The following is a 23,803-nucleotide window of genomic DNA, read 5'->3' as shown; positions in this document are numbered from 1 at the left end:
CGGTGGGCGGCGGGAACGCCACCTTGCCCCGGGCGTCCGTTAGCGTAGTGCTTCCGTGGCGCCGGAGAGGATAAGGGTACGTTGAGTAATTCTGCGGACTCCACCAGCAGGCCTTCCCGGCGCTTCAAGCCCGTCCGGCTGCTCACCGCAGGCGTGTTCGCGCTGGCGGGCCTCATCTTCTGGACGAGCTTCAACGCCGCCCACGGCACCAACATCCGCACCGACGACTCCATGCTCCGGCTCTCCGACCTCATCCAGGAGCGCAGCCGCAAGAACGCTGACCTGGACGAGAGCGCCGCCGCGGTCCGCTCCAAGGTCGACGCCCTCGCCGGGCGTGACGGCGGCAGCTCCGCCGCGCAGAACAAGAAGCTCGCCGCCCTCTCGGCGGCCGCCGGCACCACACCGCTCAGCGGCCCGGGCCTGACCGTCACCCTCAACGACGCCCCGCCGAACGCCACGGCCAGGATCCCCGGCGTCCCGCAGCCCCAGCCCAACGACCTGGTCATCCATCAGCAGGACCTGCAGGCGGTCGTGAACGCCCTCTGGCAGGGCGGCGCCAAGGGCATCCAGGTGATGGACCAGCGGCTGATCTCCACCAGCGCGCCCCGCTGCGTCGGCAACACCCTGCTCCTGCAGGGCCGCGTCTACTCCCCGCCGTACAAGGTGACGGCCGTCGGCGACCGCGGCGCGCTCCGCAAGGCCCTCGACGCCTCCCCGTCGATCCAGAACTACCTCCAGTACGTCAACGCGTACGGGCTCGGCTGGAAAGTCGACCAGCACGAGGCGGTGACTCTTCCGGGCTACTCGGGCACAGTGGACCTCCACTACGCCAAGCCCTTGGCGTGACCCTCGTGGTCCGGGAGGGGGCCCGCGGTGAGGCCGAGGACCGTCGTCCGCACGCTCAGCGAACTGTTCGTCACCACCGGCGCCCTGCTGGTCCTCTTCGTCGTCTACGTCCTCTACTGGACGGGCGTGCGCGCCGGGAGCGCCATGGACGAGGAGCTCGGCGGGCTCCAGGACCGCTGGTCGAGCGGGGCCGTGGGCGCGGCCGCCGCGCCGGGGGAGCCGGAGCCGGCACCGCAGCAGCAGCAACCGGGCGACACGCCGGAGGAGGCGGGCGCCCCGCCCGGCCGGCCATCTGACCAGCCGGGGGATCCCTCCGCCTCCTCGCCGCAGCCGGGAGCGCCGTCCCGTACCCCGCCCCGCGCCGGCACCACCGACCAGGCGCCGCCCCCCGAGCCGCGGCCCGGCCGGGCCTTCGCCGTCATGTACGTCCCCCGCTTCGGCGCCGGCTGGGCCAAGCCCGTCCTGGAGGGAACCGGCACCGAGCTCCTCAAGAGGGGCCTCGGCCACTACGAGAGGACCGCCCGCCCGGGGGCGCCGGGCAACTTCGCGGTCGCCGGCCACCGCCGCACCTACGGCGACCCCTTCAAGGACCTCGACGAGCTGCGCGCGGGCGACGCGGTGGTGATCAACGACGGCACCACCTGGTTCACGTACCGCGTGGACGGCCGCCCGTACCGCACCCGCCCGGACGACACGGGCGTCATCGACCCCGTGCCCGCCGCCTCCGGCTACCGCACCCCCGGCCGCTACCTGACCCTCACCACCTGCGAACCGGAGTGGGGCCACAGCCACCGGCTGATCGTGTGGGCGCACCTGGACGCCACCTCGCCCGTCGCACGGGGCCGCCCCGGGGCTTTGTCCGCCTGACCCCCTCGGCACGCGCCCGCCCCTTAGTCTGGTGCTGCAATTTCGACTACGTCATCGGCAAGTGGGGACAGCATGTACGGCTGGATCTGGCGGCATCTGCCGGGCAACGCATGGGTGCGGGCGATGATCTCGCTGCTGCTCGTACTGGCGGTCGTCTACGTCCTCTTCCAGTACGTCTTCCCCTGGGCGGAACCGCTGCTGCCGTTCAACGACGTGACGGTCGACAACGGAATGGCGGTCAACCAGTGAGTGCGCGCATCCTCGTCGTGGACAACTACGACAGCTTCGTCTTCAACCTCGTCCAGTACCTCTACCAGCTCGGCGCCGAGTGCGAGGTGCGGCGCAACGACGAGGTCGAGCTCGCCCACGCGCAGGACGGCTTCGACGGCGTCCTGCTGTCCCCCGGGCCGGGCGCGCCCGAACAGGCCGGCGTGTGCATCGACATGGTGCGGCACTGCGCCCAGCACGGCATCCCCGTGTTCGGCGTCTGCCTGGGCATGCAGTCGATGGCCGTCGCGTACGGCGGCGTGGTCGGCCGGGCGCCCGAGCTGCTGCACGGCAAGACGTCGCTGGTGACGCACGAGGGCGCGGGCGTCTTCCAGGGCCTCCCGTCGCCCTTCACCGCCACCCGCTACCACTCGCTGGCCGTCGAGCGGGAGAACTGGCCGGACGAGCTGGAGATCACCGCCTGGACGGAGTCGGGCATCGCGATGGGCCTGCGCCACCGCGACCTGCCGGTCGAGGGCGTGCAGTTCCACCCGGAGTCCGTGCTCACCGAGTGGGGCCACCGCATGCTCGCCAACTGGCTGGTCGCCTGCGGCGACACCACGGCGGTGGAGCGGTCGGCGGGCCTGGCCCCGGTGGTGGGCAAGGCCGGGGCGTGACCACGCCCCCGCGGGTCGTATCGCAGCCGCTGCCGCCCGAGGACCGGGCGACGATGGAGCTGCGCAGGGTGGAGGTGCCGGCCCAGGCCGCGCACCGGCCCGTACGGACCGGGGGGCGTGCCGCGCGGCGGCATGCGGCCCGCAAGGCGCGCCGGGGCAGCGTGGGCGTGCTGCTGTGCCGGCTGACGGGCGAGCTGTTCATCACCGCCGGCCTGCTGATGCTGCTCTTCGTCGCCTACCAGCTGTGGTGGACGAACGTCCGCGCCCTGCAGCAGGCCGGCGGGGCCGCCCACCACCTGCAGAGCCGCTGGGACGAGGACGGCCAGGGCGCCGCCGACCGGGACGCGGGCGACTTCTCGCCCGGCGAGGGCTTCGCGATCCTCTACATCCCGTCGCTGGACGTGAAGGCGCCCATCGCCGAGGGCGTCGGCAAGCAGAAGGTCCTCGACCGCGGCATGGTGGGCCACTACGGCGAGCCGTCCGGCGCGCTCAAGACCGCGATGCCGTGGGACAAGCAGGGCAACTTCGCCCTCGCCGGCCACCGCAACACCCATGGCGAACCGTTCCGCTACGTCAACCGGCTGAAGCCCGGCGACAAGATCGTCGTGGAGACGCGGAGCACCTTCTACACGTATGAGATGACGAGCCGTCTGGACCAGACGTCACCGGCGAATGTCACGGTCATCGCCCCGGTGCCGGCCGGATCGGGCTTCCGCGGCCCCGGCCGCTACATCACCCTCACCACCTGCACCCCCGAGTTCACCAGTACCTACCGCCTGATCGTGTGGGGCAAGATGGTCGACGAGCGGCCCCGGAGCAAGGGAAAGCCGGACGCGCTCGTCAACTGAGACACGCGGGGAACAGTGAGCGGGGTACGAACGTCAGTGGCACGGACTGACCGGGGACGGGGGCGCCTCGCCGTCGCCGTGGGCGTCATCGGCGAACTGCTGATCACAGCGGGCCTGATCCTGGCCCTCTTCGTCGTCTACTCCCTGTGGTGGACGAACGTCCTCGCCGACCGCGAGGCCAAGCGCCAGAGCCACCAGGTGCGCGACCGCTGGGCGAAGGCCCCGTCCGGTCCCGGCGCCCTCGACACCAAGGACGGCATCGGCTTCCTGCACGTCCCCGCCATGAAGAACGGCGAGGTCCTGGTCAAGCGCGGCACCGGCACCGACGTCCTCAACGAGGGCGTCGCCGGCTTCTACACCTCGCCCGCGAAGTCCGCCATGCCGTGGGACCGGCAGGGCAACTTCACCCTGGCGGCCCACCGCGACGGCCACGGCGCGAAGTTCCACAACATCGACAAGGTGAGGACCGGCGACCGGGTCGTCTTCGAGACGCGCGACGTCTGGTACGTCTACAAGGTCTACGCCGAGCTGAAGCAGACCTCGAAGTACAACGTCGACGTCATCGACCCCGTCCCGAAGGAATCGGGGAAGACGAAGCCGGGCCGCTACCTGACCCTGACGACCTGCACGCCCGTCTACACCTCCGACTACCGGTACATCGTCTGGGCGGAGCTGGAGCGCACGGAGAAGGTCGACGGGGACCGGACGCCGCCGAAGGAACTGCGCCGGCCCTGAAACGCCGAACGCCGGGTGGGCTGGAAATCCAGCCCACCCGGCGTTCTCCGCTAGCGCGGGATCATTGGCGGCGGCCCCCTATGAAACCGCCCCCGATGAAACCCGTGTTGCCCGTCGCGCCGGTGTCACCGCCCGGAGGGGTGCCCGGGTTGCCGGTGTCGGAGCCCGGGACGCCCGCCGTGGTCGTCACGTCGACCGCCGAGCCCTTGGCGACCTGGGTGCCCGGCAGCGGGTTCGTGGTCTGCACGACCGCGTTGTCGTCCTGCGGGCCGATGACGTTGCCGACCTTCAGGCCCGCGCCCTCGATCTCCTTCTTGGCGTCCTTGAACTTGTGCGTCAGCACCGGCGGCACGCCGACGTTCTGGGCGCCCTTGGCCACGGTCAGGGTGACCGTGGAGCCCTGGGCGGCCTGGGTGTTGCCGTCGGGGCTCTGCTTGGTGACGGTGCCGGGAGCCTGCCCGGGGGCGTCCTGCTCGGTCACCGACACGTTGAAGCCGTTGTCGGTCAGCTGCTTCTTCGCGGCGTCGACGTTCTGGCCCACCACGGACGGCACCGTCTTGGTCGGCTTGGCCGTGGCGACGGTCAGGGTGACCTCGGAGCCCTTGTCGGCCTTCGAGCCGCCCTTGGGGTCCTGGTCGGTGACCGTGTTGGCCGCGACGCTGTCGTCCTGCTTGGTCTTGGTGTTGACCTGGAAGCCTTCCTTCTCCAGGATCCGCCGGGCGTTCTCCAGCTGCTTCTCGGTGACGTCGGGGACGCTGACCTTGGCCGCGCCCGCGGACACCTTGACCTTGACCTCGCCGCCGCGGTCGATCTTGCCGCCGCCCGCCGGGTCCTGGCTGCAGATCTTGCCCTTGTCCTGCTCGCAGGTCTCGGTGCCGTTCTGCACGACCTTGAAGTCGCCGTTGACGCCCTGCTGCTGAGCGTCCTTCAGTGTCTGCCCGACGAGGTTGGGCACGGACACCTTGGAGCCGTTGTTGCTGCCGCTGAACAGCGACTTCCCGATGAAGATCGCACCGACCAGCACCAGGACGCCCGCGAGGATCAGCAGGATCGTCGAGAGGTTGCTCTTCTTGCCGCCGCCCCCGCCGCGCCGCCGGCCGTGGCCGTCGTCGTAGCCGCCGTACCCGCCGTCGTCGTCCCGTACGGGCGGCAGCATGGAGGTCTGGCCCGGGCCCTGGGGGGCCTGGGGGCGGAGCATGGCCGTCGGGGCGTCCGCGCCGTAGCCGACGGCGTTCAGGGAGGCCGTGGCGGCGACGGGCTGGCCCTCCAGGGCCGCCTCGATGTCGGCGCGCATCTCGTCGGCCGACTGGTAGCGGTAGTCCGGATCCTTGGCCAGCGCCTTGAGGACGATGGCGTCCATCTCGGGCGTGATCTCGGGGTCGTGGACGCTCGGCGGGTTCGGCTCCTCCCGCACGTGCTGGTAGGCGACCGCCACCGGCGAGTCACCGATGAACGGCGGCCGCACGGCCAGCAGCTCGTACAGCAGGCAGCCGGTCGAGTAGAGGTCCGAGCGGGCGTCGACCTGCTCGCCCTTGGCCTGCTCCGGGGAGAGGTACTGGGCGGTGCCGATGACGGCCGCGGTCTGCGTCATCGTCATGCCGGAGTCGCCCATCGCGCGGGCGATGCCGAAGTCCATGACCTTGACCTGGCCGGTGCGCGTCAGCATGACGTTGGCCGGCTTGATGTCGCGGTGGACGATGCCGGCCCGGTGGGAGTACTCCAGCGCCTGCAGGACGCCGATGGTCATCTCCAGCGACCGCTCGGGCAGCAGCTTGCGGCCGGAGTGCAGCAGCTCGCGCAGCGTCGACCCGTCCACGTACTCCATGACGATGTACGGGATCGAGACGCCGTCGACGTAGTCCTCGCCGGTGTCGTAGACGGCGACGATCGACGGGTGGTTGAGCGAGGCGGCCGACTGGGCCTCGCGGCGGAACCGGGCCTGGAAGGACGGGTCGCGGGCGAGGTCCACCCGCAGCGTCTTCACGGCGACGGTGCGGCCGAGCCGGGTGTCGTGGGCGAGGTAGACCTCGGCCATGCCACCGCGGCCGAGCACCGAGCCCAGTTCGTACCGGCCGCCGAGGCGACGCGGCTCTTCCATAGCTCCAGCCCTTCCGTTTTCCTGACCGCACCTTCACTACGTCCGGCGGTGTGCTGTCCGGCATACGGTACCCGGCAGGTCACGCCCGTTCCGGCCGTGACGGCCACCTGATACACGACCGGTACCGTCGCGGGCGGCGCCGGACGGCGGAGGTGAGGCCCGTCACTTCGACGTGCTGAGCACCGCCTCCATGACCTTCTTCGCCACGGGCGCGGCGAGCGCGCCACCGGCGATGTCGTCGCGGAGGGTGTCCGAGCTCTCGATCACCACGGCGACGGCGACGGGGGAGCCGTTCTGCCCCTTGGCGTAGGAGATGAACCACGCGTACGGGTTGTCCTTGTTGTCCACACCGTGCTGGGCGGTACCCGTCTTGCCGCCGACCGTGGCGCCGGAGATCTTGGCCTTGGTGCCGGTGCCCTCCGAGACCACGGTCTCCATGATCGACTGCAGCTTCCGCGCGGTGTCCCGCGACATCGGCTGGGACATCTCCTTCGGCTGGTGCGTCTCGATCACGTTGAGGTTGGGGGCGCGCACCTTGTCGACCATGTACGGCTCCATGAGCTTGCCGTCATTGGCGACCGCGGCGGCCACCATGGCCATCTGCAGCGGCGTGGCGCGGTTGGAGGCCTGGCCGATGCCGTCCATGGCGTTCTGCGGACGGTTGTCCTTGGGGTAGACGCTCTGGGCCGCGCGCACCGGCGTGTCGAGCTTGTCGTTGTTGAAGCCGAACTTCTGCGCCTGCTCCATCATCTTCTTGTTGCCGAGGTCGGCGCTGACCTTGCCGAAGACGCTGTTGCAGGAGACCCGCAGGGCCTCGCGCAGCGAGGCGTCCTTGCACTGGATGCTGCCCTCGTTCTTCAGCTCGGTGACCGTGTCCGGCAGCGTCCACGGCACGGGCGAGTCGGTCTTGGAGTCGACGTCCTTGTACAGGCCGTTCTCCAGGGCGGCGGTGGCCGTCACGACCTTGAACGTGGAGCCCGGGGGGTACGTCTGGCGCAGCGCCCGGTTGAGCATCGGCTGGTTCTTGTCCTTGTCCAGCGACGTCCACTCCTTGCCGTCGTTGGCACCCGCGATCTTCGACGGGTCGTACGACGGCGTGGACGCCAGGGCGAGGATCTTGCCGGTGCGCGGGTCGATGGCCGCGACCGCGCCCTTCTTGTCGCCGAGGCCCTCGAAGGCGGCCTTCTGGGCCTTGCTGTTCAGGGTGGTGATCACGTCACCGCCCTTCTTCCCCTTGCCCGTGATCATGTCGACGGTGCGGTTGAAGAACAGGCGGTCGTCGTCGCCGATGAGGACGCGGTCGTAGAGCTTCTCCAGCTGGGTGGATCCGTAGACCTGCGAGGAGCGGCCGGTGACGGGCGCCCACATGGGCCCGTCGTTGTACGTCCGCTTGTACTTGAAGTCCACGCCGCCGGTCTCGACGGAGCCGGTGACGGCCTGGCCGTCCACGATGATGTTGCCGCGGGGCTGGCTGTAGCGGGCGATGTCGACGCGGCGGTTGTTCTTGTGCGTCTTCAGCTCGTCGGCCTGGACGAACTGCAGCCAGTTGTCCCGCAGGAGCAGGGCCAGGACGAGGAGACCGCAGAAGATCGCGATCCTGCGTACGGGCTTGTTCACGGGCGGACCACCTGGGTCATCTCGGCGTCTGTGGACGGTGCGGGGGCCGGAGCCGGGCGGCGCGCCGTGTCACTGATCTTGATCAGGATGGCGACCAGCGCCCAGTTCGCGATGACGGACGAGCCACCGGCCGCGAGGAACGGCATGGTCATACCGGTCAGCGGGATGAGGCCCATGACACCGCCGGCCACGACGAAGACCTGGATGCCGAAGGCGGCGGAGAGGCCGGTGGCCAGCAGCTTGCCGAACGGGTCGCGGGCGGCGAGGGCCGTCCGCATGCCGCGCTCCACGATCAGGCCGTAGATCAGCAGGATCGCCATGGCGCCGGCCAGGCCGAGCTCCTCGCCGTAGGAGGCGAAGATGAAGTCGGAGTTGGCCGCGAACTGGATCAGGTCGGAGGCGCCCTGGCCCCAGCCGGTGCCGAAGACGCCGCCGGAGCCGAAGGCGAACATGGCCTGGGCGATCTGCTCGGTGGTGGCCCAGGAGGGGCGCGGGGTGTCGTAGACCGCGAAGGGGTGCAGCCAGGCCATCACACGGATCTTGACGTGCGGCTCGACGGAGCCGACGACGGCCGCGCCGCCCGCCGACATCAGCAGACCGAAGACGATCCAGCTGGTGCGCTCGGTGGCGACGTACAGCATGACGACGAACATGCCGAAGAACAGCAGCGACGAGCCCAGGTCGGTCTCGAAGACGAGGACGACGAGGCTGAGCGCCCAGACGGCGAGGATCGGGCCGAGGTCGCGGCCGCGCGGCAGGTACAGGCCCATGAAGCGGCGGCTGGCCAGGGCCAGGGCGTCGCGCTTCACCATCAGGTAGCCGGCGAAGAAGATCGCCAGGATGATCTTCGCGAACTCACCGGGCTGGATCGAGCCGAGGCCGGGGATGACGATCCAGATCTTGGCGCCGAACTTGCCGGGGAAGAAGATCGGGGCGATCAGCAGGACCAGCGCGACCACCATGGAGATGTAGGTGTAGCGCTGAAGGATGCGGTGGTCCTTCAGGAAGATCATGACAGCGACGAACAGTGCGATGCCGAGAGCCGAGAACATCAGCTGGTTGGGCGCCGACGCCTGGAACGTGAAGCCCTGCGCCTTGGCCAGGCGGGCCAGGCGCTCCGACTGGTCCAGCCGCCAGATCATCACGAGGCCGAGGCCGTTGAGCAGGGTGGCCAGCGGCAGCAGCAGCGGGTCGGCGTACTTGGCGAACTTGCGCACCACGAGGTGCCCGACGCCGCCGAGCAGGCCGAGGCCGAGCCCGTAGCCGAGCATGCCGGAGGGCATCTCGCCGTTGAGCGCGAGGCCGACGTTGGCGTACGCGAAGCAGGGCAGGATCACCGCGAACGCGAGCAGCGCCAGCTCGGTGTTGCGCCGGCTGGGCGGGCCCACGGTGCTGATCGTGGTCGTCGCGGTCGTGTTGCTGCCCGCGCTGGATGGCATGGATGGCATGGCTGACATGAGTTGATGGCCCCCTACGGCTTTACTGCTGAGCGCTGCACTGCGGGACCAACTTCTGCTCTTCCTCGGTGAGGGTGGGGACCGGGCTGGGCACCGGACTTGCCTGGGCGGAGAGGCCGGTGGCTCCCGGCTTGGCGTCGCCGGCCTTGGGGTCCTTCGGATCCTTGGGCAGATCGCCGACGGAGCCGACCCGGTCGCCGTTCTGCTTCTCCTTCTCCCGCTGGGCCTGCTCGGCCTTGCGGCGCTCGTCTTCCTTCTTGCAGGCGCCGGCGAGGAGACCGAGGTCCTTGGCCTTCTGCTCCGCCTTCTCGCGGCTGTCGAGGGCGATGGTGTCCTCGACGCGGCTGCGCTGGTCGACGGGCAGGTACTTGAGTTCGATCTCGGGGTGGTCCTGGTAGAGCTTGCTGAGGCTCACCCACGCCAGGTCCTGGTTGATGCCCTGGTAGACCGCCACGTGGTTGTTGTCCTTGGCGCCCACGTAGTACTGCGTCTGGGTCCAGCTGTAGCCGCCGTAGAGGCCGCCCGCGACGACGCCGAGGACGACGCCGAGGATGAGCGTCCGCTTGAGCCAGCGGCCGCGCCGGGGCTCCTTGACGAAGTCCTCGTCCATGAAGGCGCCGAACGAGCCGTCGGGGGTGCCGCCCATGCCGCCGTCACCGCTGCCGGGCGGGCCGAAGGCGCCGCCGGGCTGCTGCTGCGGCACGGGCCGGTTGGCGCGGGCGTGCTCGGCGGCCCGGCCGGCCGGGGTCTGCATGGCGCCGTCGACGCCCAGCTGCAGCTGGTTCTCGGCGACCGCGCCGACGATCACCGGCGTGTCGTTGAGCTGCTGGGCGAGGGTGTCGCCGCCGTCGACGTCGAGGACGTCGGCGACGATGCAGGTGATGTTGTCGGGGCCGCCGCCGCGCAGGGCGAGCTGGATCAGCTCCTGGACCGTCTCGTGCGGGCCCTGGTAGCTGGCGAGCGTCTCCTCCATCGTCTGATGGCTGACGACGCCGGACAGGCCGTCGGAGCAGATCAGATAGCGGTCGCCGGCCCGCACCTCGCGGATGGACAGGTCCGGCTCGACGTGGTCGCCACTGCCCAGCGCGCGCATCAGCAGGGAGCGCTGCGGGTGGGTGGTGGCCTCCTCCTCGGTGATCCGGCCCTCGTCCACCAGCCGCTGCACCCAGGTGTGGTCCTGGGTGATCTGGGTGAGGACGCCGTCGCGCAGCAGGTACGCGCGGGAGTCGCCGACGTGCACGAGGCCGAGGCGCTGGCCGGTCCACAGCAGGGCGGTCAGGGTCGTGCCCATGCCCTCCAGCTGGGGGTCCTCCTCGACCATGACGCGCAACTGGTCGTTGGCGCGCTGCACGGCGCTGCCGAGGGAGGTGAGGAGGTCCGAGCCGGGGACGTCGTCGTCGAGCTGGACGAGGGTGGAGATCACCTCGGAGCTGGCGACCTCGCCCGCGGCCTGGCCGCCCATGCCGTCGGCGATGGCGAGCAGGCGCGGGCCGGCGTAACCGGAGTCCTCGTTGCCCTCCCGGATCATGCCCTTGTGCGATCCGGCGGCGAAACGCAGAGACAGACTCATGCGCACCTCGCCCGTCGGCTCCGGGTACAGCCCCTTCCCAGCCACGCTGCCCACCCTCCGGTCGTCATGGTCCTACTACTTCCGCAGCTCGATGACGGTCTTGCCGATGCGGATCGGCGCGCCGAGCGGGATCGGGGTCGGGGTGGTCAGCCGGGTGCGGTCGAGATACGTGCCGTTGGTCGAGCCGAGGTCCTCGACGATCCACTGGCCGTCGCGGTCCGGGTAGATCCTGGCATGCCGGCTGGAGGCGTAGTCGTCGTCCAGCACGATCGTGGAGTCGTGGGCGCGGCCCAGCGAGATGGTCTGGCCCTGCAGGGCCACCGTGGTGCCCGCGAGGGAGCCCTCGGAGACCACGAGCTTGGTGGGGGCGCCACGGCGGCCCCGGTCCGCGCGCCGGTCGGCCCTGCGGCCGCCCGTCTGCTGCTGCTGGCGCTGCTGCGGGGGCGCGGCCTGGGCCTGCGCGCGCTGCGGCCGGCTCTCGCCACCGCCCCGGCGGGAGCCACGCTGGGTGACCCGGGTGCCGAAGAGATCACTGCGGATGACCTGAACGGCCACGATCACGAACAGCCACAGTACGGCGAGGAAACCCAACCGCATGACCGTGAGGGTCAGCTCTGACATTGCCCCCGCTTCACCCTTCGGCTTGCCGATAAACGATGGTGGTGCTGCCCACGACGATCCGTGAGCCGTCGCGGAGCGTAGCGCGAGTGGTGTGCTGTCCGTCCACCACGATGCCGTTGGTCGACCCCAGGTCCTGGATGGTGGCGGGGGTGCCGACCCGGATTTCGCAGTGCCGGCGGGAGACGCCGGGGTCGTCGATCCGTACGTCCGCCTCGGTGCTGCGGCCCAGCACGAGGGTGGGCCGGGAGATCTGGTGGCGGGTGCCGTTGATCTCGATCCAGCGCCGGGTCTGTGCGCCGGGCACGCTGGCCGCGGGGCCGCTCCCGCCCGCGCGCGGCGCGGGCCGCCCCGGGGGCGAGGAGGGCGGCGGCGACGCGGGCATGGGCGGCAGCCCCGACGGGGGTGCCGGATAGCCCGCACCGTGCGTGACGGGGCCGCCCTGGCGCGGGCTGCCGGGGCGCTGGCTCGGCTGGCCTTGGTGGTCCTGCGACTCGCTGGCGGCGAGGGTGCGGCTGCGCACCCGGTACAGGCCGGTGTCGAGGTCGTCCGCCTTCTCCAGGTGGACCTTGATGGTCCCCATGAAGGTGTACCGCTGCTGCTTGGCGTAGTCGCGGACCATGCCGGACAGCTCGTCGCCGAGCTGACCGGAGTACGGGCTGAGCCGCTCGAAGTCCGGGGTGCTCAGCTCCACGATGAAGTCGTTCGGGACGACGGTGCGGTCACGGTTCCAGATGGTGGCGTTGTTGTCGCACTCGCGCTGGAGCGCGCCCGCGATCTCGACCGGCTGCACCTCGGACTTGAACACCTTGGCGAAGGTGCCGTTCACGAGACCCTCGAGACGCTGCTCGAAGCGCTTCAGTACTCCCACGGGGCACCTCCTTCCCTCAGTGACGTTCCTGATGCTCGGTGTCGTTCCTGGTACTGCTTACTGATCGTATCCACGCGTTGGGGAAACGGCCGGTTCCCCTTCGGGGCCAGGAGTGACGAGTGTCGCCCCGGCCCGCGGGCCCGGCCTCCCTGTCCCCTTCATAGGGATCGTAGAGGCGGCCGGGAGCCAGTGTCCCGCAACCGGCGGGGTCCCCACCGGTCCCGGCGGCCGGGGACGGCCTCCGCGGTCCCCGCCGGGGCCGGTCCGGGGAGAACGAGTGTGAAGGCACCCGCGAAGGCGTGCTAATGTTCTCGATGTCGGAAGGCGCACGGCGCAGAAACCGGAAGGGCAAGTCCCCCGGAAGAAGCCCGGAAGCCCGAGGACGACACCCATGCGCGGGTGGCGGAATAGGCAGACGCGCTGGATTCAGGTTCCAGTGCCCGCAAGGGCGTGGGGGTTCAACTCCCCCCTCGCGCACAGTGAGGACAGACCCCTCGAAGTGACTTCGGTCACTCCGGGGGGTCTGTCTCGTTTTGCCCTGCCGTGCTTTTGTAGCCCACGGGACCCTTGTGATCCCGGAGCTTGGCCGGAACGTGGCACGCCGTAGTGGCTGGAGTGGGAACATCATTCCGTAGTCGTACCGGGGCGCTGTGTGATCCGGAATGGGGGACGCGGGGTGGCTGGTGACCAGACGTCCGTTTTTTCCGAGTGGATCCTGCCCGCTGCCGTCTGCGCGCCCGTGACCTGGGTGTGCCTCGTGCACCGCTTCCGCGGGCAGGGCCGGCTGCTGGGGACGGTGCGTTCGGCCGCCTCGGCGCTGGCCGTGGTGCTGTGGACGTCCGCGATGGCGGCGCTCGCCAGCGGACTGCTGTTACCGCACGCCTCCGCCGTGCCGCCGGCGGCGGTCGGCATCGTGGCGGGGGCGGGCCTGGTGCCCAAGCGGCGGACCGAGCAGGCCGACCATCCGGTGATGGCGATTCTCACACTCGGTCATTCCCTGCTGATCAACAGTCTGATGGACCGCCTGCAGACGGACCGGGCCGACTGGTGCGCCCGCCTGGCCGACGGCTTCGACAACTGCTGGGAGCTGGATGTCTTCGCCGACCGGGTCGCGCGGCACCTGAAATCGCGGGTCGAGGTGCCCGGGCGCCCGTCCAGGGGCAAGAACGGCCCGGCGTCCTCGATCGAGACGCGGTACGAAGAGGTGCGGGCCGCCGTGCAGAGGGCGGACACGCTGGAGACCGAGATCGAGAAGGCCTGTTCGGACGAGCAGCGCGAGCGGACGCGCGAGGAGATCGGGCGGACGCTGCGGGCCTTCGGCGAGGCCGAGCACCTGTGCGCGCGCCTGCTGGAGCTGGCTCATGCGCACGGCAAGCGCAGCGACGACGGGAAGATCCTCGAACTGCGGCGGCAGCCCCTGTACGCAGCCGCCGCCGAGCCTTCGGCGCGCTGAGCGGTGAGCGCTGAGAGGGTAAGCGCGAGCCGGTGAGCCGGTAAGTCGGTGGAAGGCCAGCTCAGTGATACGTCTTGGCCAACGCTCTGTGTGCGGGCTGTTCCTGGCGGCCGGCAGAGGAGGACTCGGTGAAGGAGATCTCCATCTTCACGTCGAGCGCATCGGCCACGGCGGCGAGCGAACGCATGGTCAGGTTCTCGTCACCGGAGAGGATTTGACTCACTCTGCCCGGCGAGACGCCCATGCTCTCCGCCAAGTCCTTGCGGGTCATGCCGCGTTCCGCGAGGAGGCCCGCCAGGGATGCGGTCGCGTGGCGTGCCAACCGGCCCCCGGCCTCGTCGGCCGCCAGTCCATGATCACGTCTGTTGCGCCACGTCATCCCTACCCCCTGGAACCAAGAACTCACGGCACCCTTAGGTGCCTTCTCCTAAGAGGATGCCACCTTTAGGGCTAACTAAAAGCCCGCATCCGGCTAAAGATTGCGGCATCCGGGGCGAGTTCACATTTTGATCAATCTGTGACCAGGGGCGATGAGGCAATCGGTCGAATTCGGCCAAGGTTCGGGCCATCCCTCGCGGCCCGGGGGTCGGCGGTCGGCTGCGGCGGACGTAGGTATTGCAAGGTTCAAGCATCAATAGAAACCACGCGGTCGGTTTGGTACGGTCGGGCGCCAGTCCGGTAGCCACCCACGTGGGGAGATCCGATGGAAGTCAGATCCGCGCAACCCGGCCCTGTGCCCAGCGGTACGGCAGCCCTCGCCGACGACTGGGACGTGGAGCCGGAACTGTTCGCTTCCCTCGCGCGGAACGACCAGCGCCGGATGGCCGAGCAGTACGTCCGCGGCCTGCTGGCGGCGGAGGGCCGCAAGACCCTGCGCAACGTCGCGGAACAGATCGGCGGAAAGGCGCTCCAGCAGAGCGTCCACCACTTCATCACCGCGTCGTCCTGGAACTGGGCGCCCGTCCGGGGCGCGCTGGCCCGGCTCGCGGACGAGGTCGTGCGCCCCCAGGCGTGGGTGGTCAACTCCACGGTCATCCCCAAGGCGGGGATCCACTCGGTCGGCGTCGACCAGCAGTTCCTCCCCCACCTGGGCCAGACCGTCAACGGGCAGCGGGCCTTCAGCGCGTGGAGCGCCTCGGAGCGGATGAGCGTGCCCTTCAACTGGAGCCTGGTGCTCTCCAGGAACTGGCTGGAGGACCCGGCCCGGCGCAGCCGCGCCCACATACCCGCCGCCAGCCGCGTCGTCTCCCTGGAGGAGCACGCCGGATCCGTCGCCCTGGAGGCCGCCGAGGCCTGGGGCCTGCGCCGGCGCCCCGTCGTCGTGGACGTGGACGGGCTGGACGCGGGGACGACCGTGGGGCGCTTCGCCCGTGCGGGCGCCTCCCTGCTCCTGCGCATCGACGGCGCGACGCCGCTGCGGGTCGACGGCTCCCTGCTGCAGGGGTACAGCGACAAGGAGGTGCCCGCTCTCAGCCTGATCTCCTCGATGAAGCGGATGCGCCGCCAGGTGGAGTGGTCGGACGCGAGGGGCGGCGGCATGCAGCTCGGGGTGGTGAGCGCCATTCCCGTGCTGCTGGCCTGCCAGGCGCCCGGCAGCGGGCCCGGGGGCGGCTCCGGCGTCGTCCACCACCGGCCGATGCTGCTCATCGGCGACTGGCGCTCCTCCGGCCGGTGGCCGTCCCGGCTGTGGCTCACCGACTCCCGGCGGCTGCCGCTCATCACCCTGCTGCGGCTGACCCGGCTCACGGACGTCGTCGAGCGCGACTTCGCGGAGATCTCCGAGCACACCGGCGTCCGGGACTTCGCGGGCCGCTCGTTCCAGGGCTGGCACCGCCACATCACCCTGGCCTCGGTCGCCCACCTCGTCGCCGCGCGGGCGGGGACGCGCCGGTTCCCGGCGCGGCGGCGCGTGACGGGGTCCGTCACGCCCCTGTGTGCTTGAACCGGCTGCTCGTCCGGCCCGTCCGGCGTTTTCCTCCTCTGTCTCCCGCGGGCGCTCCGCCGGTAGGTTCTCGGCATCCGATCGCGGCGCGACGCGCGCAGCACGACGAAGAGATGCGCGTCAGTGATGCGCGTAACTGAAGTGATGCGCGTAAGAGATGTGCGACGCGCGACGTAAGAGACGTATGAAGGGGGAGGTGGGCGCGATGCCGCGACTGCCGTACGTACCGGGGTTCGCCCGTCCCGCCGGTCCCAGGGGCGCGGCGGGGTCACCGAAGGCGGAGGGCAAGGCGCTGCGGGAACGGGTGCCGCGGTCCGCGCACGCGCGGTGGACCCCCGGGCCGGACCGGCCGGACGCGGTCGCCGAGGTCGAGGCCTCGAACGCGGGCCGGCTGCCCGAGCTCACGCCGATACGGGTCGGCCGGATGGCCGCCTCCCCGTTCGCCTTCCTGCGCGGGTCCGCCGGGCTCATGGCGTACGACCTGATGGACACCGCCGTGACCGGGGCCGGCGCCCAGATATGCGGCGACGCCCACGCCGCCAACTTCGGGCTCTACGGCGACGCGCGCGGCGAACTCGTCATCGACCTCAACGACTTCGACGAGACCCTGCACGGGCCCTGGGAGTGGGACGTGAAGCGGCTCGCCGCCTCGCTGGTGCTCGCCGGGCGGGAGGCGGGCGCGGACGAGGCCACCTGCCGGGCCGCGGCGCGGGACGCCGCGGGCTCCTACCGGCACACGATGCGACTGCTCGCCGGAATGCCCGTCGCGGACGCCTGGAACGCCATCGCCGACGAGCGGCTCGTCTCCCACGCGGACGCCCGCGACCTGACCGGCACGCTGGAGCGCGTCGCCGGGAAGGCCCGGCGGAACACGAGCGCCCGCTTCGCCGCCAAGGCCACGGAGAAGGCGGACGGCGGGCGGCGCTTCGTGGACGCCCCGCCGGTGCTGCGCCGCCTGCCGGACGCCGAGGCGGGCGCCGTCGCCTCGGCGCTGGGCGGCTACCTCGGCACCCTCCCGGAGGAAATGCTGCCGCTGCTCGCCCGGTACGAGGTGCAGGACGTGGCGTTCCGCATCGTCGGCACGGGGAGCGTGGGGCTGCGCTCGTACGTGGTGCTGCTCCTGGACCACCGCGGGGAGCCGCTGGTCCTCCAGGTGAAGGAGGCCCGGCCCTCGGTCCTGCTGCCGTACGCGGAGAAGGCCGGCTTCGCACTGCCGCCCGACGGGCACGAAGGGCGGCGGGTCGTGCTCGGGCAGAAGCGGATGCAGGTCGTGAGCGACGTGCTGCTCGGCTGGGCCACGGTCGAGGGGCGCCCGTACCAGGTGCGGCAGTTCCGCAACCGCAAGGGCAGCGTCGATCCGGCCGCCCTCGCCCCCGCCGAACTGGACGACTACGCCCGCCTCACCGGTGCGCTCCTGGCCCGCGCCCACTCCCACACCACGGACCCGCGCCTGATAGCCGCCTACTGCGGCAAGTCCGGGGCACTGGACGAGGCGGTGGCCGCCTTCGCCGTGATCTACGCGGACCGGACGGAAGCGGATCACGAGGCGCTGACCCGCGCGATCGGCGCGGGGCGCGTGGCTGCGGAGACGGGCGTCTAGCGGGCGACGCGGCCGCCCGGTGGGCGTTCGGTGCGGTGCCTGCCCCGGCTTCTTCGCCGCGGGCAAGAAGTTCGCGGGCAGGAAGTTCCCGCCGCAATGGCGAGAGACCACGACGGCGCGGTCCGGCGGTCCGGTCCGGCGGTGCTGAGCCGGCGGTGCCGCGCCGGCATCAGGCGGTATCGGCACCGCCGGGCTCCACCGCGGTGGTTGCGCGCCGTCGCGGCGGGGGACCGCCGGGGGCGGGCCGCCACGGTCCCGGTAACCCTCCGGGAGGGAACTACGCTGGTCGGGTGATGAATCCGGAAGCAGACACTTCCCGCCTGGAGCAAGCCGTCCGCACGGCCGAGACCGCGCTGATCGAGTTCGAGATCGCGGTGGAGACGTTCCGTGTGGAGGTGGAGAACTTCTCCCGCCTGCACCACCAGCGCCTCGGCCCGGTCTACGCCCGCCTCGAAGAGCTGGACGCACAGATCGCCGAGGCCGTCGCCGCCCGCAGCGGTGATCCGGAGGACCTGCGCAAGGCCCGCGAGGCCCGTGCGCTGGTGCAACCGCTGCCCGGGGTGGAGGAGCTGTTCGGCGGCTGGCTGGACTCGGACGGGCTGTCCCCGGAGGGCACGGCGATGCTCACGGAGAAGCCCGTCCGCCCGCCCCGCCGGGTGCGCCCGAGCGACGAGGCCCGCCGGGCCTTCCGGGAGCTGGTCCGCAAGGCCCACCCCGACCTGGCGCGGGACGAGGCCGAGCGGGTGCGCCGCGAGGAGTTCATCGTGCGCGTCAACGCCGCGTACGCGGCCGGTGACGAGGACCTCCTGGGCGCCCTGGCCGCGGAGTGGGCCGCGGGCCCGGCGCCGGAGCCGCGCCCCCTGGACCGCGCGGAGGAGCTCTACGCCCGCCTGGAGTGGCTGGCGCAGCGCAAGGAGATGCTGTCGGCGCTGGCCGCCGAGCTGGAGGGGTCGGCGATCGGCTCGATGCTGCGGATGGCGCCTGAGGACCCGGACGGCCTGCTGGAGGAGATCGCCGAGGGCCTGCGCGCCCAGGTCGCCGAGCGCGAGGCGCAGCTGCGGGAAATGGTCGGGTAGCGTCGTGGGCATGAGCTTTGGTTCCGGAATCCCCACGGTCGGCGTCGACGCCCTCTCGTCCGACGACTTTCTGCTGGATGTGCGTGAGGCCGACGAGTGGGCGGCCGGCCACGCGGAGGGCGCGCTGCACATTCCGATGAGCGACTTCGTGGCCCGCTTCGGCGAGTTGACGGAGAAGGCGCCGGACGGCGGCCGGATCAATGTCATCTGCCGCTCGGGCGGGCGTTCCGCGCAGGTCACCGCCTATCTGGTGCAGCAGGGCCTGGACGCGGTGAACGTCGAGGGCGGCATGCAGGTCTGGGAGGCCGCCGGCCGCCCCGTGGTGGACGGGAACGGCGGCCCCGGGGCCGTGATCTAGCCGGACCCGCCAGAGGGCCCGCCACAGGGCCCGGCAGAGGATCCGGCAGAGGGGTTAGCCCTCGGGCGCGTGGGCGGCCAGCAGGTCGCCCAGCGCCTCCTCGTGGGCCGCGGCCGGGCCGAGCGACAGCTCCAGCTGCTTGGCCCAGGCGTGGTAGCGGTGCAGGGCGTAGCCGGTGTCGGCGCCGAAGCCGCCGTGCAGGTGCTGCGCGGTCTGCACCGCGCGCCGCACGCCTTCCGAGGCCCACACCTTCGCCACGGCGAGGTCCGCGTCGGCCGGCAGGGCCCCGCCCGCGCCGGTCTCCAGGCGCCACGCGGCCTGCCAGAGCGTGGCCTCCATGGCCCGCAGGTCGACATAGCGGTCCGCTGCCTGGACGGCCACCGCCTGGAACGTGGCCAGCGGGAAGCCGAACTGCTCCCGCTTGCTCGTGTACGCGCTGGTCATACGGCATGCCGCCGTCCCCACCCCGAGCGCGAGCGCGCACGTCCCGGCCGTGAGGAGCGCGCGCAGCCGCGGCCAGGCCCCTTCGGTGGTGATCACCTGCGTGCCGGCGAGCCGTACGGAGTCGAGCCGCACTTCGGCGTACTGCTCGCCGTTGGTGGACACCTGCCGGCCCAGGGCGACCCCGGGGTGGTCGCGGGGGACGAGCCCGAGCACGGCACGGCCGTCCGCGTCGCACGCGGGAGCGACGATCAGATCGGCGCACGGCGCCCATGGCACGGCCGTCTGCACGCCGTCGAGCAGCCATTCCTCCCCGTCCGGCCGCTGTGCTGCCGTGACCGCCAGCTCCGCCGCATCGTGCCCGGTCCGGCCGCTGGAGGCGACCGTGACGACCAGCTCGCCGCGCCCGAGCGCCGGCAGGATCCGCGCCCCGGCCGCACCGCCGTGCGTGCTCAGCGCGAGCGCCGTGGCCCCGGCCTCCAGCAGCGGCACCCGGGCGAGCACCTGACCGGCCTCGTGCAGCACCAGACACAGGGCGATCGGCCCGAGCCCCGCTCCGCCGTGCCGGGTGCCGACGGTCAGGCTCAGCAGATCCGCCGCGGCCAGCCTGCGCCACAGCGCGCGGTCGAAGTCCTCCGCGACCGGGCCCCGGGAGAGGACCGGGCTGGGCACGCCGTCGGGGGAGACCCCGGAGAGAACGGCCCGTGCCGCTTCCCGGGCCGCCTGCTGTTCCTCGGTGAAGGTGAAGTCCACTGCCGCCGTCCTCCCGCGCCTGGTGTCCGGCCCGCTAGATCTGACGGGCCGTCAATCTAGAGCGGGCGGCGGCAAATGGGAACGCTCAGCGGTCGAAGTCGAGCTCCACCTCCTCCGTCAGCGGATGCGACTGGCACGCCAGGACATGGCCGCTCTCGATCTCCTCCGGCTCCAGCGCGAAGTTCCGGTCCATCCGCACCTCGCCGCTGACCAGGAAGGCCCGGCACGTCCCGCACACGCCGCCCTTGCAGGCGTAGGGCGCGTCCGGCCGGTTCCGCAGGACCGCTTCCAGCAGCGTCTCCCCTTCCCGCACCGGCCAGCGGCCGCCGCGCCCGTCCAGCGTGGCGGTCACCGTGCTCCGCGCGGGGGAGCCGGCGGGAGCGGCCCGGCCGGATTCCACGGCTGCCCCGGACTCCACATGGAAGATCTCCTGATGGATGCGCTCCCGCCCGATGCCCAGGGCGCGCAGTGCCCGCTCCGCCCCCCGCACCAGCCCGAAGGGCCCGCACAGGAACCAGCCGCCGATCTCCTCCACCGGCACCAGGGCGGGCAGCAGCCGGGTCAGCCGCTCCTCGTCCAGCCGCCCGGACGGCAGCCCGGCCTGCTGCTCCTCGCGGGAGAGGGTCTGCACCAGCTGGAAGCGGTCGGGGAAGCGGTCCTTGAGGTCGGCGACCTCCTCCAGGAACATCGTGGAGGCCGTGGTCCGGTCGCTGCGTATGAGGCAGAACCGGGCCCCGGGCTCCCGCGCCAGCAGCGTCGAGGCGATGGACAGCACGGGGGTGATGCCGCTGCCGCCCACGATCGCCGCGAAGTGCCCGGCCCGCGGCTCCAGGACGAACCGCCCGGCCGGCGCCATCACCTCCACCGTGTCCCCGGCGGCCAGCTCTTTGAGGGCGTACGTCGAGAACTCGCCGCCGTCCACCAGCCGGACCCCCACCCTCAGCTCGGTGGGCCCGGGCGCCTCCGGGGCGGGCGCGGGGATGCACACCGAGTACGTACGGCGGATCTCGGTGCCGTCCTGGGCGGTGCGGCGGACGGCGATGTGCTGGCCCGGAGCCCAGCGGTAGGCCTCCCGCAGCTCGGGCGGCACGGCGAAGGTCACGGCGACCGAGTCGTCGGTGAGGGGGTCGACTGCCGCCACCCGCAGAGGGTGGAAGGCGCCGTGGCGGGCCCCGGCCATCTACAACTCCTTGAAGTGGTCGAAGGGTTCGCGGCAGGACTCGCAGCGGCGCAGGGCCTTGCAGGCGGTCGAGGAGAAGCGGCTGAGCAGCGTCGTCTCGGTGGAACCGCAGTGGGGGCAGCGGATGGCCAGGCCGACCATGACGGGCCCGGCCGGGCCCGTGGGGCGGGGCGGCGCTATGCCGAACTCCTGCAGCTTGCGCCGGCCTTCGGCCGTGATGTCGTCGGTGGACCAGGCGGGGGAGAGCACCGTGCGGACGGACACCTCGGCCTGTCCGTGCTCGTGCAGCACGCGCTCGATGTCCGCGGACATCGCCTCGACCGCGGGGCAGCCCGTGTAGGTGGGGGTGAGCTCCACCTCGACCCGGCCGGGGCCGGTGACGTGCAGGCCGCGCAGCACGCCCAGCTCGGCCAGGGTGAGCACGGGCAGCTCGGGGTCGGGGACGGCTCCGGCCAGCGTGCGGAGCTCCTCTTCGAGGCGGGTGGACCCGCGGGCGGCGGATTCACCGGTGGTGGCGGATTCACGAGGGGCGGAGGTGGTCACCATGACGCCCCCGGGTGGCTGCGGTGCAGGTGCTGCATTTCGGCGAGCATGCGCCCGAACGGCTCGGTGTGGATGCCCTGCCGGCCCGCGCCGGCCGTCCACGCGCCGCTCTGCGGGCCGTCCGGGACCTTCAGCGTGGCGCGCTCGACGACCTCGGTCACCGCGGCGAGCCAGCCCTCGCGCAGGGCCGCCCAGTCGACGGACAGGCCCTCGACGGGCTCGAACAGCTCGCCCGTATAGCGCCAGAGGGCGTCCAGGGCGCGCTGCATCCGGGCGTGGCTCTCCTCCGTGCCGTCGCCGAGCCGCAGCGTCCAGTGCTCGGCGTGGTCGCGGTGGTAGGCGACCTCCTTGACGGCCTTGCCGGCCAGGGGTGCGAACGGGCCGTCGCCCGCGGCCAGCTGCCCGTACAGCAGGTGCTGGTGGACGGAGAAGTAGAGCTGGCGGGCGATCGTGCGGGCGAAGTCGCCGTTGGGCTGCTCGACGAGCTGGGCGTTGCGGAAGGAGCGCTCCTCCCGCAGATAGGCCAGCTCGTCCTCGTCGCCGACGAGGGAGAGCAGGGTGCGGGCCTGGCCGAGCAGGTCGAGGGCGATGTTGGCGAGGGCGACCTCCTCCTCCAGCACGGGTGCGTGGCCGGCCCACTCCCCCAGCCGGTGGGAGAGCACCAGGGCGTCGTCGCCGAGGGCCAGGGCGGCCGTGGCCGGAGAGGTCTCCCCGGGGGACACAGGTGCTGCGGTCACAGGTGCTTCACCCCTTCCGGGATCTCGTAGAAGGTCGGGTGGCGGTAGGGCTTGTCGGCGGCGGGCTCGAAGAAGGGGTCCTTCTCGTCGGGCGAGGAGGCGGTGACCGCGGCGGAGGGCACGACCCAGATCGAGACGCCCTCGGAGCGGCGGGTGTAGAGGTCGCGCGCATTGCGCAGGGCCATCTCCGCGTCCGGGGCGTGGAGGCTGCCCGCATGGGTGTGGGCGAGCCCGCGCCTGCTGCGCACGAAGACCTCCCACAGCGGCCAGTCAGCGTTCGTCATGCCGTCGCCTTTCCGTGCTTGGCCGCATACGCGGCGGCTGCTTCGCGCACCCACGCGCCCTCTTCATGGGCGCGCCGGCGCTGACCGATCCGCTGGTCGTTGCAGGGGCCGTTGCCGCGGAGCACCTCCTGGAACTCGGTCCAGTCGATCGCGCCGAAGTCGTGGTGGCCGCGCTCCTCGTTCCACCGCAGATCGGGATCCGGGAGCGTCAGGCCGAGGGAGGCGGCCTGGGGGACGCAGATGTCCACGAACCGCTGGCGCAGCTCGTCGTTGGAGTGCCGCTTGATCTTCCAGGCCATCGACTGGGCCGAGTGCGAGGACTCCGCGTCCGGCGGGCCGAACATCATCAGGGAGGGCCACCACCAGCGGTCCACGGCGTCCTGCGCCATCGCGTGCTGGGCCTCGGTGCCGCGGCTGAGGGCCAGCAGCAGCTCGTAGCCCTGGCGCTGGTGGAAGGACTCCTCCTTGCAGATGCGGACCATGGCGCGGGCGTAGGGCCCGTAGGAGCAGCGGCACAGCGGGACCTGGTTGGTGATCGCGGCGCCGTCCACCAGCCAGCCGATGGCGCCCACATCAGCCCAGGTCAGGGTGGGGTAGTTGAAGATCGAGGAGTACTTCTGGCGGCCCGAGTGGAGCTTGTCGAGCAGCTCGTCGCGCCCGGTGCCCAGGGTTTCGGCGGCGCTGTAGAGGTAGAGGCCGTGGCCGGCCTCGTCCTGCACCTTGGCCATGAGGATCGCCTTGCGGCGCAGCGAGGGCGCGCGGGTGATCCAGTTGGCCTCGGGCTGCATGCCGATGATCTCGGAGTGGGCGTGCTGCGCTATCTGGCGGACGAGGGTGGCGCGGTAGGCGTCGGGCATCCAGTCCCGCGGCTCGATGCGCTCGTCCGCGGCCACGGCGGCGTCGAAGACCGCCTCGTGGGCCGTGGTGTCCTGGGCTCCTGCGTCCGGCGCCATCGTCGTCATGGCATTGCCCCCTGCCTCTCCGGCCCGCTGCGCGACCGGCCCGACCGACCGATCGTTCGGTTC

The 23,803-nt window shown here is 71.6% G+C and carries 24 protein-coding genes and 1 tRNA gene; 12 read left to right on the top strand and 13 right to left on the bottom strand.

Annotation, left to right across the window (positions count from 1 at the left end):
* Window positions 1-81: 81 nt before the first annotated feature.
* The 6 genes from ACOTKD_RS07130 (at window position 82) to ACOTKD_RS07105 (ending at window position 4,180) form a co-directional block, all read left to right on the top strand.
* The gene (locus ACOTKD_RS07130) at window positions 82-846 is read left to right on the top strand and encodes a DUF881 domain-containing protein (protein ID WP_424888030.1); all 765 of its coding nucleotides are present in this window, start codon (window positions 82-84) and stop codon (window positions 844-846) included.
* A 27-nt stretch (window positions 847-873) separates the two neighbouring features.
* Window positions 874-1,713: a class E sortase gene (locus ACOTKD_RS07125; protein ID WP_424888029.1), complete on the top strand. Its 840-nt coding sequence runs from the start codon at window positions 874-876 to the stop codon at window positions 1,711-1,713.
* A gap of 72 nt (window positions 1,714-1,785) precedes the next feature.
* Window positions 1,786-1,962, top strand: coding sequence for a hypothetical protein (locus ACOTKD_RS07120; RefSeq protein WP_424888028.1), 177 nt, complete (start codon window positions 1,786-1,788; stop codon window positions 1,960-1,962).
* Window positions 1,959-2,597 carry an aminodeoxychorismate/anthranilate synthase component II gene (locus tag ACOTKD_RS07115; RefSeq protein ID WP_424888027.1) on the top strand — a complete coding sequence of 213 codons (639 nt, stop codon included), beginning with the start codon at window positions 1,959-1,961 and terminating at the stop codon, window positions 2,595-2,597. Before ACOTKD_RS07120 ends, ACOTKD_RS07115 begins: the two co-directional genes overlap by 4 nt.
* Window positions 2,594-3,445 (top strand): class E sortase, encoded by an 852-nt coding sequence (locus ACOTKD_RS07110; protein WP_424888026.1) that lies wholly within the window; start codon window positions 2,594-2,596, stop codon window positions 3,443-3,445. The genes ACOTKD_RS07115 and ACOTKD_RS07110 overlap by 4 nt, the downstream gene beginning before the upstream one ends.
* Before the next feature lie 36 nt (window positions 3,446-3,481).
* A complete protein-coding gene (locus ACOTKD_RS07105; RefSeq protein ID WP_424888025.1) occupies window positions 3,482-4,180 on the top strand; it encodes a class E sortase in 699 nt (232 codons plus the stop codon).
* 61 nt (window positions 4,181-4,241) lie between these two features.
* On the opposite strand, the gene pknB is transcribed toward ACOTKD_RS07105, so the two are convergent.
* The 6 genes from pknB to ACOTKD_RS07075 all read right to left on the bottom strand — a co-directional run bounded on the left by pknB (window position 4,242) and on the right by ACOTKD_RS07075 (window position 12,411).
* The gene (gene pknB, locus ACOTKD_RS07100) at window positions 4,242-6,278 is read right to left on the bottom strand and encodes a Stk1 family PASTA domain-containing Ser/Thr kinase (RefSeq protein WP_424888024.1); all 2,037 of its coding nucleotides are present in this window, start codon (window positions 6,276-6,278) and stop codon (window positions 4,242-4,244) included.
* 162 nt (window positions 6,279-6,440) lie between these two features.
* On the bottom strand, window positions 6,441-7,895 hold the full coding sequence (locus tag ACOTKD_RS07095) for a penicillin-binding transpeptidase domain-containing protein (protein WP_424888023.1): 1,455 nt from the start codon (window positions 7,893-7,895) through the stop codon (window positions 6,441-6,443).
* Window positions 7,892-9,334, bottom strand: coding sequence for an FtsW/RodA/SpoVE family cell cycle protein (locus tag ACOTKD_RS07090; RefSeq protein ID WP_424888387.1), 1,443 nt, complete (start codon window positions 9,332-9,334; stop codon window positions 7,892-7,894). The genes ACOTKD_RS07095 and ACOTKD_RS07090 overlap by 4 nt, the downstream gene beginning before the upstream one ends.
* 40 nt (window positions 9,335-9,374) lie before the next feature.
* On the bottom strand, window positions 9,375-10,922 hold the full coding sequence (locus ACOTKD_RS07085; RefSeq protein WP_424888022.1) for a protein phosphatase 2C domain-containing protein: 1,548 nt from the start codon (window positions 10,920-10,922) through the stop codon (window positions 9,375-9,377).
* A gap of 75 nt (window positions 10,923-10,997) precedes the next feature.
* Complete coding sequence (locus tag ACOTKD_RS07080) at window positions 10,998-11,543, bottom strand: FHA domain-containing protein FhaB/FipA (RefSeq protein ID WP_235481313.1); 546 nt, start codon at window positions 11,541-11,543, stop codon at window positions 10,998-11,000.
* A gap of 10 nt (window positions 11,544-11,553) precedes the next feature.
* Window positions 11,554-12,411: an FhaA domain-containing protein gene (locus ACOTKD_RS07075; protein ID WP_424888021.1), complete on the bottom strand. Its 858-nt coding sequence runs from the start codon at window positions 12,409-12,411 to the stop codon at window positions 11,554-11,556.
* Window positions 12,412-12,804: 393 nt separating this feature from the next.
* On the opposite strand from ACOTKD_RS07075, the gene ACOTKD_RS07070 reads away from it, so the two are divergent.
* A tRNA-Leu gene (locus ACOTKD_RS07070) sits at window positions 12,805-12,888 on the top strand.
* 199 nt (window positions 12,889-13,087) lie between these two features.
* A complete protein-coding gene (locus ACOTKD_RS07065; RefSeq protein ID WP_424888020.1) occupies window positions 13,088-13,864 on the top strand; it encodes a hypothetical protein in 777 nt (258 codons plus the stop codon).
* Between the two features lie 61 nt (window positions 13,865-13,925).
* On the opposite strand, the gene ACOTKD_RS07060 is transcribed toward ACOTKD_RS07065, so the two are convergent.
* Entirely contained in the window at window positions 13,926-14,243 is a 318-nt protein-coding gene (locus ACOTKD_RS07060) for a helix-turn-helix domain-containing protein (protein ID WP_424888019.1), read from the bottom strand.
* Window positions 14,244-14,567: 324 nt separating this feature from the next.
* On the opposite strand from ACOTKD_RS07060, the gene ACOTKD_RS07055 reads away from it, so the two are divergent.
* The 4 genes from ACOTKD_RS07055 to ACOTKD_RS07040 all read left to right on the top strand — a co-directional run bounded on the left by ACOTKD_RS07055 (window position 14,568) and on the right by ACOTKD_RS07040 (window position 18,840).
* Window positions 14,568-15,806, top strand: coding sequence for an IS701 family transposase (locus ACOTKD_RS07055; RefSeq protein ID WP_424888018.1), 1,239 nt, complete (start codon window positions 14,568-14,570; stop codon window positions 15,804-15,806).
* A gap of 184 nt (window positions 15,807-15,990) precedes the next feature.
* Entirely contained in the window at window positions 15,991-17,406 is a 1,416-nt protein-coding gene (locus ACOTKD_RS07050) for a DUF2252 domain-containing protein (RefSeq protein WP_424888017.1), read from the top strand.
* Window positions 17,407-17,699: 293 nt separating this feature from the next.
* A complete protein-coding gene (locus ACOTKD_RS07045; RefSeq protein ID WP_424888016.1) occupies window positions 17,700-18,482 on the top strand; it encodes a hypothetical protein in 783 nt (260 codons plus the stop codon).
* Window positions 18,483-18,492: 10 nt separating this feature from the next.
* Window positions 18,493-18,840 carry a rhodanese-like domain-containing protein gene (locus ACOTKD_RS07040; RefSeq protein ID WP_424888015.1) on the top strand — a complete coding sequence of 116 codons (348 nt, stop codon included), beginning with the start codon at window positions 18,493-18,495 and terminating at the stop codon, window positions 18,838-18,840.
* A 54-nt stretch (window positions 18,841-18,894) separates the two neighbouring features.
* Here the strand turns inward: ACOTKD_RS07040 and ACOTKD_RS07035 are convergent, their stop codons facing one another.
* From ACOTKD_RS07035 to paaA, 6 genes are all read right to left on the bottom strand, one after another.
* Window positions 18,895-20,034 carry an acyl-CoA dehydrogenase family protein gene (locus ACOTKD_RS07035; RefSeq protein WP_424888014.1) on the bottom strand — a complete coding sequence of 380 codons (1,140 nt, stop codon included), beginning with the start codon at window positions 20,032-20,034 and terminating at the stop codon, window positions 18,895-18,897.
* Window positions 20,035-20,119: 85 nt separating this feature from the next.
* Entirely contained in the window at window positions 20,120-21,214 is a 1,095-nt protein-coding gene (locus ACOTKD_RS07030) for a 2Fe-2S iron-sulfur cluster-binding protein (RefSeq protein WP_424888013.1), read from the bottom strand.
* Window positions 21,215-21,760: a 1,2-phenylacetyl-CoA epoxidase subunit PaaD gene (gene paaD, locus ACOTKD_RS07025; RefSeq protein WP_424888012.1), complete on the bottom strand. Its 546-nt coding sequence runs from the start codon at window positions 21,758-21,760 to the stop codon at window positions 21,215-21,217. It abuts the gene before it with no gap.
* The gene (paaC, locus tag ACOTKD_RS07020; RefSeq protein WP_424888011.1) at window positions 21,754-22,494 is read right to left on the bottom strand and encodes a 1,2-phenylacetyl-CoA epoxidase subunit PaaC; all 741 of its coding nucleotides are present in this window, start codon (window positions 22,492-22,494) and stop codon (window positions 21,754-21,756) included. The genes paaD and paaC overlap by 7 nt, the downstream gene beginning before the upstream one ends.
* Entirely contained in the window at window positions 22,491-22,778 is a 288-nt protein-coding gene (gene paaB, locus ACOTKD_RS07015) for a 1,2-phenylacetyl-CoA epoxidase subunit PaaB (RefSeq protein ID WP_030366881.1), read from the bottom strand. The genes paaC and paaB overlap by 4 nt, the downstream gene beginning before the upstream one ends.
* Window positions 22,775-23,740, bottom strand: a complete 966-nt coding sequence (gene paaA / locus ACOTKD_RS07010) for a 1,2-phenylacetyl-CoA epoxidase subunit PaaA (RefSeq protein ID WP_424888010.1) — start codon at window positions 23,738-23,740, stop codon at window positions 22,775-22,777. The genes paaB and paaA overlap by 4 nt, the downstream gene beginning before the upstream one ends.
* Between the last annotated feature and the right edge of the window lie 63 nt (window positions 23,741-23,803).

Source organism: Streptomyces sp. XH2 (genome assembly GCF_049725035.1).
In the GTDB taxonomy this organism is placed as follows: domain Bacteria; phylum Actinomycetota; class Actinomycetes; order Streptomycetales; family Streptomycetaceae; genus Streptomyces; species Streptomyces roseoverticillatus.
Note: the sequence above shows the minus strand (reverse complement) of the source record. Positions and strands in the feature narration are given on the sequence as shown.